Origin of the sequence: Polaribacter sp. HaHaR_3_91 (assembly GCF_019278525.1) — a bacterium.
Classification (GTDB): Bacteria; Bacteroidota; Bacteroidia; order Flavobacteriales; family Flavobacteriaceae; genus Polaribacter.
The window spans coordinates 3,579,499-3,595,832 of sequence record NZ_CP058986.1 but is presented as its reverse complement, the minus strand read 5'-3'; the positions used below and the strand labels follow the sequence as shown (position 1 = coordinate 3,595,832).

The window sequence follows — 16,334 nt, the reverse complement described above, 5'->3', positions numbered from 1 at the left end:
AATTATGAAAAAATATTTGTTTAACTTAAAATATATTGTGTTAGGGACAGTAGTTTCTCTAACCTCTTGTGTAAGTAACGACTTACCAGAAGTTGGCGATTTAGAAGATTTTACAAGTCCAACACCTTTTTACAATTCAACAGATATTACAACATCTGAATTTGATTGTAATGATGTAGAATTATGGGCTAATTATGAAGTTAATTTTCAAGCAGGTTCTAATTTAGCTGTAAATGGTACACAGTACGATTGGACAGTAACACCATCTGAAGGGGTAACTTTAATAAATAAAGACTTGCCAATTCTTAAGCAATCTATAGATGCGGAATTAGCAACTGTCGTAGCATTAGAAAATGAGATAGCTAAAATTGAATTTAAATTACCATGTGAAGTAAATGAAGACAAAAAGGCTGTCTTAGAAGCTTCTATTGCAAGTTTAAAAGTTCAATTACAAGCAGCTAAAGATGAGGTTTCTGCAGAAGTTACAGAAAATGTTGCTGCTTTAAATACACAAATTTCAGAATTAGCACCAGCAACATTACAAGATCAAGAATTAATTTTTTCTTTTCCTGGTCCAGGTACATATACTATTGGTTTAACGGTAACAGACAACCTTGGTAAATCTGCTTATACAGAAAAGTTAGTAACTGTAAATCAAGCCGTACCAACCATTGCTATACCAGAAATTGGAGAGCCAGGTTTTGATGATGGAACTTTATTTGATGGAACAGGAGACGGTAGAGATTCTTGGAGATCTCCTAGTACCGCAAATTGGGGAGGAGTATTTCAAATCAATTCAAAATCTGAGTTAGGTGTATTGCCTTCTGGTTTACAAGCTGCTAAATTTCCTGCAGATGGTAGTAGAGTAGGGTATCAAGAAATTGAGGTTACTCCTGGAGCAACTTATGTGTTAACTTATTTTAGTGAGTTAGATACTAATAATGCAGGAGACGTAACAGTTTCTTTAATAAGTCCAAATGCTACAACACTTGCCGAGTCTAAATTAGAAGCTAATATTATTGCATCTAGAACAGATAGTAGTGAAGGACGTGTAGATGATGTATTTAAAAAACATGCTATTACGTTTGAAGCAGGTCTTAATGAATCAGTAATTATTTTACTTACTAATTCTGGAACAGAGTGTAGGCTAGATGCTTTTGATATAATAGTTAAACAATAATAGATTCTAAAATTTAATATTATGAATTATAAAAAAAATAAAAAATTCAATAGCAGTATTTTTGCACTGTTTTTTGTATTTCTAGGTCTAGTTTCTTGTTATGACAACGGGTATGAAGAATTTGTGCCACCAACAGGTAATGTAAATGATATACAACCATCTACACTTTTTACAACAAGTACAAGTGCAGATGATACTATGTCTATCGTGTTTAGAAGTTATTCTACAGATGCTGCTTCTTATTTGTGGGATTTTGGCGATGGTACAACTTCTTCGGAAGCAAATCCAGATTATAAATATACCAATGGTGGAGAGTATAAAGTAAAACTTACTACTACAAGTTCAGATGGTTTAGTAGCTGTAGATTCAGCAACAGTAGCTCCTGTTTTTGTTGATTTTAATTTTACTTCTATAGATTCTAAAGTAACTTTCGAAAACTTAACTTCTGGTGCAAAATCTTTAGTTTGGAATTTTGGAGACGGAGAAACTTTAACATGGAACTCTGAAGAAGATACAGAATTAGATTCAGACTTTAACCCTTCTCATATTTATAAAACAGCAGATACTTTTGAAGTAACCTTAACAGTAACTAATTTTTTAGATGCTGAGGTTACGGTTTCAAAAAATATTGAAGGATTGGTTTTATCTACAGTACCAGATTTTACTTTTGATGTAAATGGTCTTACTGTTCAGTTTACAGATGCTTCTCTTTTAGCAACTACACATAGTTGGGATTTTGGAGACGGAACTACATCAACAGAAGTTAGTCCATTACACACTTTTCCGGCAGAAGCGACTTATGATGTAACTTTAACAACAACCAACGAAGCAGGTGTTTCTAAAAGTGAAACAAAAGCGGTACCAGTAGGTGCTGTTAAACCAACTTTTAAAGCAATTGTTCAAAATGGTACAGCAGATGATTTTACTAAAAATACAGGTGATAATGCAGATGCTTGGGATATGACTCCTAACAGTAGTGTAGAAGATAATTCTGGGAATACTATAGATAGTCCTTTTAGAGCACTATGGAATAATACTGCTCTAAATGCCTATATAGATGGAGCTTTTGGTACAAATGAACAACCAGGTTCTTCTAGTGATGGTTCTTATGTGAATGGAGAAAAAACGAGAGCAGTTAAACTTTCTAATAATTCTAGACGTCTATACCAACTTGTAGAGGTAGAAGCAGGTGTTGTGTATTCTTTTACTATTGATACTCGTTCTGAAGCTGAAGGAATCAATACCGAAGTATTCATTTTAAATAATGAAATTACTACGGAAGAAGATATCAATACAGACCCTGCAAATAATAGCAATGTTGATGCTTATTTTGATATTACTAATGATTTTAATTCAAGTAAAGGATCTTCATCTGATAATACATTTACAACTACAACATTTACCTTTAAGGCTACATCAAATATTGTTGTAATTTATGCGAGAGCATTAAAAGCGGTAGATAGCAGCAATGAGGTATTTATAGATAATATTGATATTATTACTCCTGGCTTTTAATTAAGAAGTACTATATCACAATGAAATAACACTTATTTTATTTCATTCGATGGTAAAGAAGTAGACAGTTTTACAAGTCTATCATAGAATAAATAGCACACATTATAATTTTTAAATAATGTGTGTTATTTTTTTTTGTGCTAATTTTTAGCCATAAATATGCTTTATAAATTCATGATATTTAATTTTTAAACTTCTAATTATTCAAATTTTTGAGCATATTTAAGTATGATATCAGTGGTGGTTTTTTACGTATATTTTAGCTTTAAAAATCAATATATTAAGGATGATTTCTGCGTAGAGTAATAATATTTCACTTCTTTTTTTTATTGTAACAGCTATTTTAATATTTACGTATCTAAATAAATCAGGTTGAAGTTTGACTGATAAATAGCCTTTATCAGAAAATAATACCCATTCTTTCATTTTGAATCTTTTAAATGATGAATTTCTTACCAATTTATTATTAATAAATTACTGTATTTGATAAGTATAAATACTAAATAAAACAGCACTTAATTTACCTCCTAAATACTTCTAAAAAGACTCATGAAAAATACTTCGTTTAAGGTCTTTTTTGAATATTTACTTAATTTTATTTCTTCTTTTTATTGATAATTTAGAAGCTTTAAAAGTGATGTTATTGACATTAAAATAATATTGAAAATTAAGAGAATAGTTATCTCTTTTTAAGTCCGTTTTATTTTGAATATAATACGAATAGTTGCTTTTTATTGTAAACAGAATTTTCTAATTGGTATATTGTAATAGGCTTTAATCTATTGATTTTCAGGTATATTTTTTGTTTTTTTTAATATTTAAGGGAGGAGCGTAGCTATTTTTATGATATTTTATTTTTGGTTTTATTGCTTTTTAAAACTAAAATTATTTGATAATAATTCACTTTAATATTGTGTTGTTTTTTGCTTTTTTATTTTAAACCTACAAGAGGAAAAATTAATAGATAACTAACGATTAACTTCTTAGTAAAATAATTATTATTAAGTCAATAATTTGTTTAGAATTTTAAGTAGAATAATCTTCAATAAAACATAATTTGTCATTTTAATTAAATTACAATAGTTTAGTGAATTAATTAATAAAGTGTTTTATAGGTAAAAAAAATAGTATATCTTTGAAAAACTGAAACTGGTAAACCAATTTGGTAAACCAGAAGTAAGCTTATTTTAGATGTTCTTTAAAAACCAATTTATTTTAACTATAAAATAGCAGTATTTAAAGTTTAAAAGGTTAATTAAAGTTTCTAGAATTATAATAAATAATTCAAAACAATTAACAATTAGTATAACGGTTAATTTAATTTTTATGACAATGTTTCTTTTAAAAATAATGTTAGTAAGTCATAAAACTATAAAATTTGAATAAATGAAATTAGAGGTGCTTACAAAAAATGAAAATCAAAAAATCCAGGATTTAATAATTAAAGGAATTAAAGAACTTATTAATTATAAAAATTTAGAACCTGGAGATAAATTACCTTCTGAAAGGATGCTTTCAGAAAAATTTGTAGTGAGTAGAAGTAACGTAAGAGAAGCGATTCAGAAATTAGAATTTTATGGCCTTCTAAAATCCATTCCACAAAGTGGAACATTTGTAGCTAATATTGGTGTTATTGCTATGAATGGTATGATAGACGATATTTTAAGATTAGAAAAATCAGGTTTTAAATCTCTAGTAGAAACTAGAATACTATTAGAATTAAAAACTGTAAGATTAGCTGCATTAAGGAGAACGGATGATGATTTATTAAAAATAGAAGAAGCGTTAGAAGCACACAAAGAAAAGGTGCTTAATGGAGAAGACGCTGTACAAGAAGACTTGTTATTTCATTTAGCAATAGCAAAGGCTTGTCGTAACAGCACTATGAATACATTTATGTTGATTATTACTCCAGAAATTATTACAAACTTTAAGGAGCACCATGTTTGTGATGCAGACTTAGCGCATAGAGGAATAGCTGATCACCAGGCTATTTTTGAAGCTATTAAAGCTAAAGACCCTCAAATGGCAAAACTAAAAATGAAAGAGCATTTTAGAGAGCTCTATACATATTGTTATAATGTTTAATTAAATAAGTATATAAAATGAAAGTAAAAGGATTACGTTGGTGGGTCGTCGCATTGATTGCTATAGCTACTATTATTAATTACATTGACCGAACATCATTAAGTGTCCTTTGGCCAGAAATAGCCAAGGATTTATATCCCGGGCATACAGCTGATGAAACGAAAGCAATTTATGCTCTTATTTCAATTATTTTCGTATTTTCTTATGCTTTCGGACAAGCAATATTTGGGAAAATATTTGATTGGGTAGGTACACGATTCGGGTTTGTTTTGTCTATTGGTGTGTGGTCTGTTGCTACAGCATTACACGCATTTGCTCAAGGAGTTTTAAGTTTTGGTATATTCCGTGCAATCTTAGGAGTTTCTGAAGCAGGAAATTGGCCAGGTGCTACAAAGGGAAATGCAGAATGGTTTCCTACCAAAGAACGTGCACTTGCACAAGGTATCTTTAACTCAGGAGCTGCGATAGGTGGAATTATTTCCATTCCGTTAATTGCTTTTTTAACAGTGTATTTTAGTTGGAAAGGTATATTTATTTTAATTGGTTTAGCAGGTTTACTATGGTTGGTGCCTTGGTTAATTTTAGTAAAAGCGCCACCAATAAATCACCCATGGATTACAGATGAAGAGCGTGATTATATCTTAACAGGTCAAAAGAATGAAGATTTTGATGGAGATGGAGTAAATGATCAAGAATACAATCCAGATACAAAAGAGTTATTAGGTCATAAAGAAAGTTGGGGTGTAATATTAGCATCAGCATTTATTGATCCTATCTGGTGGTTGTTTGTTTTTTGGATACCAATCTATTTAAATGAAGTGTATGGTATGGATGTAAAATCTATCGGACTTTATGGTTGGGTGCCTTATGCAGGAGCTATGTTAGGAGCTTGGTTTGGTGGTCTTTTGGCACAAAATAGACTTAAAAAAGGATGGACTATTAACAAGACCAGAAAAATGATAATTACATTAGGTTGTCTAATAATGTTACCAGCATTATTGGCTATGGCTAGTCCTGGAGGACCAACAACTGCAGTAATTATTATGGCTGTTATTTTATTCGGATTTCAAACAGCGATTGGAAATGTTCAAACTTTAACAAGTGATCTTTTTAGTGGAAAAACAGTAGGTACATTATCTGGACTTTCTGGTATGGCTGCTAAACTGACTGCTGCTGGTTTAACATATTTAGTGCCTTGGTTAACAAGTGGTGGTAATTATACACCTGCATTTGTTATTGGTGCTGGATTAGCTATCTTAACTTTAGTAAGTGTTTGGGTATTTATACCAAAAGTTAAGTCGATTACAAAAATTTAATATAACATAATTAATATTTAAAAATAATTTAAATGAGTACATTAAACAACAAGGTTGCTGTAATTACTGGAGCAACAGGAGGAATTGGTTTTGCAGTAGCAAAAAGATTAGGAAAAGATGGTTATACTGTTATATTAAACGGTATAGAAGATGAAGCAGGAGCTAAAAGAGTAGAAGAGTTAACTGCAGAAGGAATTACTGCAGAATACTATGGTTTTGATGTTACTAAAGAAGAAGAAGTAACTGCAAACATCAATAAAATTGGTGAAAAGTTTGGTAAAATTGATGTGTTAGTTAATAACGCAGGTGGTTTAGGTGGTAGATCTAGATTTGAAGAAATGACAACTGAATTTTACAGGTTTGTAATGGCTTTAAACTTAGATTCAGCATTTTTTGCTTCTAGAGCAGCAATCCCTTTTCTTAAGAAAAGTGACAATGCTTCAATCGTTAACTATACTTCTAACGCTGGTTGGAATGCAGGTGGACCAGGAGCAGGAATCTATGGTACTTCTAAAGCTGGTGTTCATGCAATTACAAGAGCGTTAGCAAAAGATTTAGCAGAATATGGTATTAGAGTAAATGCAGTATCTCCTGGTACTATTGATACTCCTTTTCATGCTCAAATTAAAGCTACTAAGCCAGAAGTTTTTGCTTCTTGGGCAAATAGTATTATGTTAGGAAGATTAGGTCAGCCAGAAGATGTGGCAGGTGTAGTTGCTTTCTTAGCTAGTAAAGATGCTGCTTTTATTACTGCAGAAACTATCCAAATTGGTGGTGGTCAAGCATTAGGTATCTAATTAGATATTTTTTTATATACAACTCCTTTACATTATATGTAAAGGAGTTTTTTTTTGTTCTAATTTTAGCATTAGAAATTATTGTAAATACTAGTTGTGTATTTAATTTTAAAGAATTCATTACAATTTTTAGTTTATCCTTCTATTGAATTTTAGATGTAAAAGTTTAAAAAATTATTACCATATTCTTTGTAATTCTAATCACGCTCCTGTCTACAAATATGTTTGTCGCACAAAATCAAATGACTATTGTGTGTTTCTCACTCTTTAAAAAGGGGGTGTACTTAATGAATAATTTATGTTATCTACAATGTGAATATTAAGATTAGATTTTAATAAAAAAATCAAAAAATTACATAATCATATTATTTCTTAGGATAATTAAGTTCAGTCTGCGAGCTTTATTCTTTTAATTATGCATTCAACTGATCGTGAAAAGAACTCTTAAATGGTTTTTAAAACGTTGATATTGGTTAAAATTACCTTAATAATAGCTCATTTTTTTATTTGTGTAAATTAATTTCATCTCTTTGTAATAGTGGTGTTTATGTGTTTCTTTAAAAGTTGTTGAAGTTTTTAGAGGTTAATTTAGAATATTTTAGAGTTAATATATTGTTAATTCAAATATAATTGTATATTTGAAAAACCATATTGGTTAACCAGTTTGGGTGACCAAATTGGATTACCAATTAAAAATATAACTCTTTAATTAATTAAAATTAAATTTTATTATGTCGAAACACAACATTATTAAAAAATTAAGTACATGCTTCTTTTTGTTAGCATCGCTTTTTGCTTTTTCTCAGCAGAAAGTAACAGGTACTGTAACAGGAGGTGTAAGTGAAGGCTTGCTACCTGGGGTTAGTATTCAAGAGAAAGGAACAACAAATGGTACTTCAACAGATTTTGATGGAAACTATTCTTTAACAGTTTCTAATGGAGATGCTACTTTAGTTTTTAGCTATTTAGGTTTTGCAGCGCTAGAAGTAAAAGTAGACAATAGAAATAATATCAATGTAAATTTAGTAGAAGATGCTAGTGCACTTGATGAGATTATTGTGGTAGGTTATGGTACTAGTAAAAAATCTCACCTTACAGGTTCAATTTCTAAAATAGGTGGAGAAGACCTTGCATCTGTTCAAGTTGCGCGTGTAGATGAGGCCTTAACAGGTAAGTTATCTGGTGTTTTAATTCAAAACCAAAGTGGAGAGCCAGGTTCAGATCCAAAAATTCAAATTAGAACAGGATCATCTCTTTCAAGTAATTCAGATCCATTAATTGTTGTAGATGGATTTCCTATTTCTGGAAATTTAGCAACAGTTAATCCAAATGATATTGAGAGCATGGAAGTATTAAAAGATGCTGCTTCTGCTGCCATTTATGGTTCTTTGGGTGCAAATGGTGTAATTTTAATTACTACTAAAAAAGGAAAGACAGGGAAATTAAATTTCAGTTATAATGCCTATACAAGTGTTTCTAGAAAATATGTGAAAGACATTGATATGCTTAAAACTTCTGGAGAGTGGGCAAAAGAATTGCAGACAGATGCTTATGATCTTACACAAACAGATGCTGGATTATTAGATTATAGATTATGGGCTTATGAGAATGCACCAGATGTTGTTAGTATAGAAGATTGGCTTTTCCAAGATGGTTCTACAACTAGTCACGATTTTAGCGTGAGTGGTGGATCAGAAAATATAAAAGCGTTTGCTTCTGTAGGATATTTAAATACTGAAGGTATTGTTAAAGGACAAGGTTATGAAAGATTTAATGGACGTATGAATATTGATGCTAATTTGAATGATAAATTTAAGGCAGGATTAAGTATGAATGGGTTTTATGGTAACCAAGATATTGTGCCTTGGGAAATGAGAGATCTTTTAAGAGCATATAGTATTAGTCCTATTTACCATACGCAATCTTCAATTGATTTTGTTCAAGAATTAGATACTAGAAGACAAGCATTAGCAGACTCTGGTTTTACAGGTAATAATATTGGTCGTTCATTTGACCAAGATTATAGAGGTATAGGTTTAGATGCTACAAGTATTTATGATTTACAGCCAGGTGATGTTGCTCATGATTGGCAATATGGTAGAAATCAGAATGGTATTGGAGGAACAGGTGATGCAGGTGTAGCTGCTAAATTTGATAATTCAGAAAGAACCAAAAAAACATTTTATGGTAATGTAAGTTCTTATTTACAGTATGAAATAACTGATGGGTTAAATATCAAAACCATTTTTGGAGCAGATGTACAAGATGTACAGTTGTATTATTATAGAGGAATATTATCAGATGGTCAACAACGTTCTAATCAGACTGCTTTAGATATTTCAGATATTAAAAAATCTACCATTTTAAGTACAACTACTTTAGATTACGCAACAGTAATAGCTGATAAGCATGATCTTTCTGCTGTAGTTGGAGTTGAACTTGTAAGTACAAAATTTAAAGGTTTAGAATCTTATGGATCAAATGTGCCAATTAGTTTACCTTTAAATTATTCTTTATTTAATGCTGAAGATGTAGTATCTAACAGAATTGATGAAGTGCAAGCAAGAAGAGGTATTTTTGGTAGAGTTGCTTATGCATATGACGATAAATATTTAGTATCTGCATCTGTTAGAAGAGATGGTGATTCTCGTTTTGGAGCTAATGAAAAATATGCAGTATTTCCAGCAGTTTCTTTAGGTTGGAATGTACATAAAGAAGATTTTTTACAAGACAATGAAACATTAAGTACATTAAAACTTAGATTTAGTATGGGATCTTTAGGAACTTCATCTGATTTAGATTCTTACAGTTCATTAAGTGTTTTAGGTACTTCATCAACTGCTTTTGGTACAGGATTTTTAATTCCTGATGAGGTTGCAAATGCTGATTTAACTTGGCAAACAAATAAAGAAACTAATTATGGTGTTGACACAGGATTTTTAGACAATCGTTTAAAATTTAGTGTAGACTATTATACATCAGATGTGAATAACATGTTGATTCAACAAAGTGTTTCTGAAGTTCTTGGTACAGATCAGGTTAGACTTAACCGTGGAGATATTACTAGTTCTGGTTTAGAGTTAGAATTAAATGCTAGAATTATCCAAAATGATGAGTTTACTTGGAGTATGGGAGCGAATTTATCTACTGTTAATTCAGAAATTACAAGTTTAGGAGCTGTAGACGAATTACCTCGTCAAATATATGGAGGTCCTAGTGGTAGAGGTGTTGAGTTTAGAAATTATGTTGGTGGAGAACTTGGTGAAATGTGGGGATATGAAAGCGCAGGTCAAGTAGAATCTATTTATATAGAAGACCCAACAAGATCTATAGGTTATACTAGTGGTGTACAATACGTAGTAGATCAAAATAATGATGGTCAAATAACGTATGAAGATGATTACGTAAAGTTAGGTTCTGCTACTCCAGATTTTTATTGGGGAGTATCAAGTAATATGAATTATAAAGAATTTGATTTATCATTCCAGTTACAAGGATCTCAAGGGGCAGAATTATATAATATAGATCCTATCTATTGGCAATCTCAATTCCGTGATGCAACAAACACTGCTTTTGATGCTAATAGTGACGGTATTGCTGATAATAATGGTAAACATTATTTACAAACTAGAGATGTACATGGTGCATTAATTCAAGATGCCTCATACATCGCACTAAGAAACCTTACTATCGGTTATACTCTTAATTCAGATTTTACAAGTAAAATGGGGATTGGCTCATTGAGATTATATCTTGCAGGTACAAATTTGTTATATATAATGGGTAATGATTATACTTCATTTAATCCTGAAGGGATAGAGACTGAAAATAGTAACTATGGAGGTCCAACAACTTACGGATACCAAGAAGGTGCAAGTCCAATTGTTAGAAGTTTTACTTTTGGATTAAATGTTAATTTTTAATTAAGAAAAAATGAGAAAAATGAAAACTATATATATAGTATTAACAGCGATGATGTTATTTACATCATGCGATAATGACTTAGAACAAACACCAGCTTTAGATTTAGAATCAAGTAATTTAGAAGTATATGGTCCTGTTTTAAATGCAGCATATTATTATCATACAGGAGTTGCAATGTCACAAGTAGTTTTAGGTGATTTTAGAGCAGACAACATGTTAATGTTAGAAGACCCATTTACATCTTTAGATACCTATAATCCAGATTTATCAGGTGGAGATATGACAGAAGCCTTTTTTAATCCAATTTATACAAACTTGTACAAGTCAATCTTAAGTGCAAACAATGTAATAGAAAACTCATCGGAGTCTACAGAGGTAGCAGAAGCAAAGTTTTTAAGAGGTTTATCTTATTTTAAACTTGTAACAATTTTTGGTGATGTTGCAGTAAATTTATCTGCTACGCCAAGTACTTCAGATTTATCTATTTTGGAGAGACAACCGACTGAAGACATTTATAATAATGTAATTATTCCAGATTTTCAAGACGCTATAGCAGGTTTAGACAATTCTGGATTAGAAGAAGGTAGAGCAACACAAATTGCTGCACGTGCATTTTTAGGAAAAGTATATATGCACAGAAATAATTTTACGAGTGCAGTAACAGAGCTTGCAGCTGTTGTAAGTGGTGCATCTGCAGCAGGTGTTAGTTTAGAAGCTAACTTTGAAGATGTTGTAACTGATTTAAGTTCAGAAAGATTATTTGCAACTCAATTATCAACCTCTGTTTCAATTGCTGATGGTTCTTCTATATCTTCTACATTTGTAGGATGGTTTGAAGGAGCTGATACAAAATCTCTTACACCGTTAGACCCACGTTTAACTGCTGCATTTGATGCTAGTAGTGCAGCTGATGGAAATACAGACTTAAGAAAAGCGTTAACAGTTGATGCTGCTAATGGAGTAGCTGTAAAATATACAGGAGGTTTAGAACAAGATTTTATTGAAATGAGATTGTCTGATGTGATACTAATGTATGCAGAAGCTTTAAACGAAACGAGTTCTCCTGCAAGCACTGTACTTCCTATGTTAGATGATATAAGAAGTAGAGCAGGTTTAAGTAGTCTAACAGGTACAATCAGTTCTCAAGCAGATGTTAGAGAAGCAATTGCAAATGAAAGAAGGTTAGAGTTAGCTTTAGAAGGACATAGATGGTTCGATTTGGTAAGAACAGGTACAGTTGATGCTGAAATGGGATTATCAGTTAATCCTAACTATTATGTATTTCCAATTCCAACCTCAGAAATAACAGCAACCAATGGAGTAATTACTCAAAATGCAGGTTACTAATAATTAAGTTTTTTAAATTGGTTTTTTACTAAGGGTTGCAACTTTTAAAAGTTGCAACCCTTTTTTTGTATTCTAATAAAATTATTTTGTAATATTATTAATATAGCACATGGTTTGTTTTAGTCTTTATTTTTAAACATGTATAAAAGTTATCTTAAAAGATGTTATTGGTTTTGTTATCTGTTAAGGATTGTAAATGGTTTTACTGATAACATATAGCAGTTAACCAGTGATTTTAGGTGTTAAGCACTGAAGAAAGTTGAAAACTAAAGAGAATTTGTTGAATTGTTTACCCTTAATAAAAGATGATTACCAAATAAGGCGGTATCTTATTTAATAGTTTGTACACGTTTTATATTCGAGAATATTAGATATTAAGATGATTATATTCTTTCCTATTAAGAATAATGTAATGATATTTATCAGAGTAGTAAGTTGTAATTGATGAAGGTTTAATTGTATTTAGACTTTATTTTTAGTCATAAAAAAAGCTCAAAACACCAATGAAGTGTATTCTGAGCTTTAAATAAATATAATAAGTTGATCCTTTTTTATAATGAAGTTATTAATTCAAAATTGATATTATTCCTCATCAGGTAAAGTACCTTCTCCTACAGTTCCTTCTCTAAACCAAACTTCTGCATAGCATCCGTTGGCATATTGTTTAGCGATATCTCCATTGTAAGTTTCAGATCCAGTGCTCCAAACAATATTATCTTCAGGGTTTTTACCGTTTGTTTGATTGTATGCACCTTGTTTAAAATAATTTATTTCTCCAGCATACGCATTTTCACGTTCTACACCATCGCGACCAATTGCTGCGTAAAGTGATAGTATTTGTTGAGGAATATCTGCTTTTGTTGAAAATTCGGATTTTAATAAATTTTTAGTAAACTTAATTGTTTCATGTCCTTCGCTTGTAAAAGTTAAATACATGATACCTTTATATACATTAATTTCATAACTAAATTCCTCACCTAATTCAATTCCATCTTTAGGTTCTTCTGGATATGTGGTAGCATCAGGTCCAACAACAGACATGTCATTTCCCCAAACGGCTGATGAATAATCCCATCTTCCAGAATTATCTCCTTTTGTATTAATTTCATAATTCCAGAAAACAGATCCTTTTGTATGACCAGGAAATTTTTTATAAAATATTTTGATTGGTTCATTTTCATGACCTTCATCACTATGAATTTGTCCTACTACAACAGAATAAGAAGCGGCTACTCTAGCGTCACCAGAAGTAGAAACATGTTGTACTTTTAAGGTACCCGTTAATTTACCACCTGTTTCTGGTATCCAATGTTTTTTCTGACCTAATTCTGTTCTTGTATTACTAGATGTTCTAGAAGTAATACCAGCGTTAGGCGTTTTATACACTACCCAATCAGTTCCTTTTTCATTTTCTACATAAAAAAAGTCTTTATGTTCTACGTCTACTAATTCTTTATATTTTGTACCATCTCCACAAAGAATACTCCATTCATTTAAAAAGGGTAATACATCACTAGGGTAAGTGACTGCTATTAATTCTTTAGACGGCTCTTTTTTTTTCTTTGGAGTAGAACAACCAATTAATAATAAACCTAAGCTTATCATTAAAAAAGACTGTAAAGATGATTTAGTGATTGTTATTTTCATTTTGTTTCTATTTTAGATATATAATTCTTATAAATGCATTCGGTATTTTGTTTTTAAAAGTTGCTTTCTTCTGCCATTTTAACAACACCAACAGTTAAAATCAAATTTGCAAAACGACGTTGTTCTCCTGTTTGGATAATTAAGGTTGTATTTTGGTCTCTAATTTTATCATAAAAAGCATAACGTTCCATTTCATCCCAAGTTACATCACCCAATAAATTTTTATATTCATGGTGAATTTCTGCATTTGCTTCTGCTGGCTTTTCCATAACGATTGCACCTTGAATAGGACAAACTTCTAGGATGCCTTCTAGAACGGTAAGTGCATCTAAAAGCCCTGGACGAAAATTAAGGTGAACTGTAGTTGAGTTTGGTCCTGTCATTGCTCCAACTGGTAAATTACCATCTGCGATAACAACTTGTGCAAAGTGACCTGATCTTGCAAGCACTTCCATTATTGTAGGGTGTATTACTGCCGTTTTTAACATAATTTAATTTTTTATTAATTGATTAAATTTAAAACACTAGAGATTAGTATAGTTCCTAGTGTTTTAAATTATTATTAAAAGCTATAATTACATATTGTAAACACCACCATTAATATCTAAGGTTGCACCTGTAATAAATCCATCATATTCTGATGCTAAAAATAAAACAGCACGAGCTACATCCGCAGCATTACCAGCTCTTTGAATTGGAATTCCTGCTGTAGTTTCTGCTGCAGATTCTTTTGTTGTGTGTGTGTTATGGAAAGAAGTACCCAAAATAAGTCCTGGAGCAACGGCATTTACCCTTGTTCCTTGAGGACCTAATTCGGTAGAAAGTGCTCTTGTAAATGTTAGAATAGCACCTTTACTGGTAGCGTAAACTAAAGATCCTGGGTGGCCACCTTTACGTCCTGCAAGAGACGCCAAATTAACAATACTACTATGGTTGTTTTTTGCTAAATGAGGTACTGCAGCTTTTGTTACAAACATCATAGAGGTCATGTTAATGTCCATTACTTTATGCCAGAATTCAGCTTCCATTTCTCCTATTAGTTTTCTTGCAACAAGAGATCCTGCATTATTAATTAGAATATCTAAACCACCTAATGCTTCTATTGTTTTTTCTACTACTTTATTAGCATCTGCTTCTTTGGTTAAATCTCCTGCAATAGCAATTGCTTTCTGTCCTTTACTAGTTGCGTATTCTACTAATTGGTTTGCAGTATCTGCACTAGAAAAATAATGGATTGCTACGTGTGCACCATTATCAATAAAATGTTTAGTGATGGATTCTCCAATTCCTTGAGCACCAGCTGTTACTAATATGTTTTTTCCAACTAATTTGTTATCGTTCTTCATGTTATTCTTGTGTCTGTTAGATTTTTTTTGATGGACTAATAAATAAAATATTTCTTTTAGTGTTTTGTTTCTTTTTGGTACAGTAAATCATTTTTAGAGAAATAACCATCGTTAGAAACAGAATTACTGCTTATAGTGATGCTAGCTGTTTTAAACCAAACTTCTGCATAGTTGCCATCTGCATATTGTTTTTTAAGATCTCCTCCATGTGTTTCTGCACCAGAACACCAGTTTTTATTTTTTTCTGGAGATTTTCCATTTGTTTGATTGTAAGTACCAAGTTTAAAAAAACAACCTTCACCTGCGTAAGCTTCTTTACGTTCTACACCATCTTGACCAAGTGGCCCAAATAATTTTTTAGTTTGTTCTGGTATATCTGCTTTTGTTGTGTATTCAGATTCAATTAAGTTTTTTGTAAATGTTTTAGTTTCGTGTCCTTCACTTGTAAATTTTAAGTTCATGATTCCATCCTTCACTTCAATTTCATAACTAAATTCTTCTCCCAATGCAATTCCGTCTTTTGGTTCTTCTGGCGGTGTATTTGCATCTGTACCAACAACTGAAAAGTCATCACCCCAAACAGCATAAGAATAATCCCATCTTCCAGAATTATCGTCTCCTGCCGTATTTATTTCATAATGCCAAAACACAGATCCTTTTGTGTGACTAGGGTATTTTTTATAAAATATTTTAAGAGGTTCGTTTTCATGTTTGTCTGCACTATGAATTTGACCAACAACAACGGCGTGTGAAGCTGCTACACGAGCGTCTCCAGTTGCAGATACATTCATTACCTTAAGTGTAGCGGTTAATTTGTCATTCGCTGTTTTTGGATACCACTTTTTTACTTGTGCTAATTCTGTTCTTGTGTTGTTTGACGTTCCGTGTGTGTTTCCTCCGTTAGGTGATTTAAAAACAACCCAATCTTCTTTTTTATCGTTTGTAGCGTAAAAGAAATCTTTGTCTTCAAAATTATTTGCAATTCCAGCATTAGAACCGTCTCCTAATATTAATTTCCAATGATCGAAAAATGGAATAACGTCACTAGGGTAAACTGTTTTTGCAACTTCTTTTTCAGCTTCTTTTTTATCAGTCTTTTTTGGCTTGTTGTTACAACTACTTAATATTAATAGAATGCTAAATATAAAGATGGTTGATACCGATTTAATCATTT

Annotated in this window: 11 protein-coding genes; 7 read left to right on the top strand and 4 right to left on the bottom strand. The window is 31.4% G+C overall.

Annotated features, from left to right (window positions below):
- Positions 1-4 precede the first annotated feature (4 nt).
- From H0I27_RS15065 to H0I27_RS15035, 7 genes are all read left to right on the top strand, one after another.
- Positions 5-1,180 (top strand): hypothetical protein, encoded by a 1,176-nt coding sequence (locus tag H0I27_RS15065; RefSeq protein ID WP_254712694.1) that lies wholly within the window; start codon positions 5-7, stop codon positions 1,178-1,180.
- Positions 1,181-1,201: 21 nt separating this feature from the next.
- Positions 1,202-2,695: a PKD domain-containing protein gene (locus H0I27_RS15060; protein WP_218731437.1), complete on the top strand. Its 1,494-nt coding sequence runs from the start codon at positions 1,202-1,204 to the stop codon at positions 2,693-2,695.
- Between the two features lie 1,386 nt (positions 2,696-4,081).
- Positions 4,082-4,783 (top strand): FadR/GntR family transcriptional regulator, encoded by a 702-nt coding sequence (locus H0I27_RS15055; RefSeq protein ID WP_218731435.1) that lies wholly within the window; start codon positions 4,082-4,084, stop codon positions 4,781-4,783.
- Positions 4,784-4,800: 17 nt separating this feature from the next.
- A complete protein-coding gene (locus H0I27_RS15050) occupies positions 4,801-6,099 on the top strand; it encodes an MFS transporter (protein ID WP_218731434.1) in 1,299 nt (432 codons plus the stop codon).
- Between the two features lie 32 nt (positions 6,100-6,131).
- Positions 6,132-6,896, top strand: a complete 765-nt coding sequence (locus H0I27_RS15045; RefSeq protein WP_165733151.1) for an SDR family NAD(P)-dependent oxidoreductase — start codon at positions 6,132-6,134, stop codon at positions 6,894-6,896.
- 731 nt (positions 6,897-7,627) lie between these two features.
- On the top strand, positions 7,628-10,819 hold the full coding sequence (locus H0I27_RS15040) for a TonB-dependent receptor (RefSeq protein WP_218731432.1): 3,192 nt from the start codon (positions 7,628-7,630) through the stop codon (positions 10,817-10,819).
- 19 nt (positions 10,820-10,838) lie between these two features.
- Positions 10,839-12,167 (top strand): RagB/SusD family nutrient uptake outer membrane protein, encoded by a 1,329-nt coding sequence (locus H0I27_RS15035; protein ID WP_218731431.1) that lies wholly within the window; start codon positions 10,839-10,841, stop codon positions 12,165-12,167.
- 582 nt (positions 12,168-12,749) lie between these two features.
- Here H0I27_RS15035 and H0I27_RS15030 read toward each other — a convergent pair.
- From H0I27_RS15030 to H0I27_RS15015, 4 genes are all read right to left on the bottom strand, one after another.
- Entirely contained in the window at positions 12,750-13,814 is a 1,065-nt protein-coding gene (locus H0I27_RS15030) for a polysaccharide lyase family 7 protein (protein WP_218731430.1), read from the bottom strand.
- 53 nt (positions 13,815-13,867) lie between these two features.
- Positions 13,868-14,302 carry an RbsD/FucU domain-containing protein gene (locus H0I27_RS15025; RefSeq protein WP_218731428.1) on the bottom strand — a complete coding sequence of 145 codons (435 nt, stop codon included), beginning with the start codon at positions 14,300-14,302 and terminating at the stop codon, positions 13,868-13,870.
- Between the two features lie 87 nt (positions 14,303-14,389).
- Positions 14,390-15,160 (bottom strand): SDR family NAD(P)-dependent oxidoreductase, encoded by a 771-nt coding sequence (locus tag H0I27_RS15020; RefSeq protein WP_218731427.1) that lies wholly within the window; start codon positions 15,158-15,160, stop codon positions 14,390-14,392.
- 56 nt (positions 15,161-15,216) lie between these two features.
- Entirely contained in the window at positions 15,217-16,332 is a 1,116-nt protein-coding gene (locus H0I27_RS15015; RefSeq protein WP_254713101.1) for a polysaccharide lyase family 7 protein, read from the bottom strand.
- Positions 16,333-16,334: the final 2 nt, after the last annotated feature.

What these genes read in the sequence shown, in the direction of transcription:
- H0I27_RS15020 (WP_218731427.1), bottom strand. Translation starts at nt 15,160, where the DNA reads ATGAAGAACGATAACAAATTAGTTGGAAAAAACATATTAGTAACAGCT.
- H0I27_RS15040 (WP_218731432.1), top strand. Translation starts at nt 7,628, where the DNA reads ATGTCGAAACACAACATTATTAAAAAATTAAGTACATGCTTCTTTTTG.
- H0I27_RS15065 (WP_254712694.1), top strand. Translation starts at nt 5, where the DNA reads ATGAAAAAATATTTGTTTAACTTAAAATATATTGTGTTAGGGACAGTA.
- H0I27_RS15025 (WP_218731428.1), bottom strand. Translation starts at nt 14,302, where the DNA reads ATGTTAAAAACGGCAGTAATACACCCTACAATAATGGAAGTGCTTGCA.
- H0I27_RS15015 (WP_254713101.1), bottom strand. Translation starts at nt 16,332, where the DNA reads ATGATTAAATCGGTATCAACCATCTTTATATTTAGCATTCTATTAATA.
- H0I27_RS15030 (WP_218731430.1), bottom strand. Translation starts at nt 13,814, where the DNA reads ATGAAAATAACAATCACTAAATCATCTTTACAGTCTTTTTTAATGATA.
- H0I27_RS15035 (WP_218731431.1), top strand. Translation starts at nt 10,839, where the DNA reads ATGAAAACTATATATATAGTATTAACAGCGATGATGTTATTTACATCA.
- H0I27_RS15045 (WP_165733151.1), top strand. Translation starts at nt 6,132, where the DNA reads ATGAGTACATTAAACAACAAGGTTGCTGTAATTACTGGAGCAACAGGA.
- H0I27_RS15060 (WP_218731437.1), top strand. Translation starts at nt 1,202, where the DNA reads ATGAATTATAAAAAAAATAAAAAATTCAATAGCAGTATTTTTGCACTG.
- H0I27_RS15055 (WP_218731435.1), top strand. Translation starts at nt 4,082, where the DNA reads ATGAAATTAGAGGTGCTTACAAAAAATGAAAATCAAAAAATCCAGGAT.
- H0I27_RS15050 (WP_218731434.1), top strand. Translation starts at nt 4,801, where the DNA reads ATGAAAGTAAAAGGATTACGTTGGTGGGTCGTCGCATTGATTGCTATA.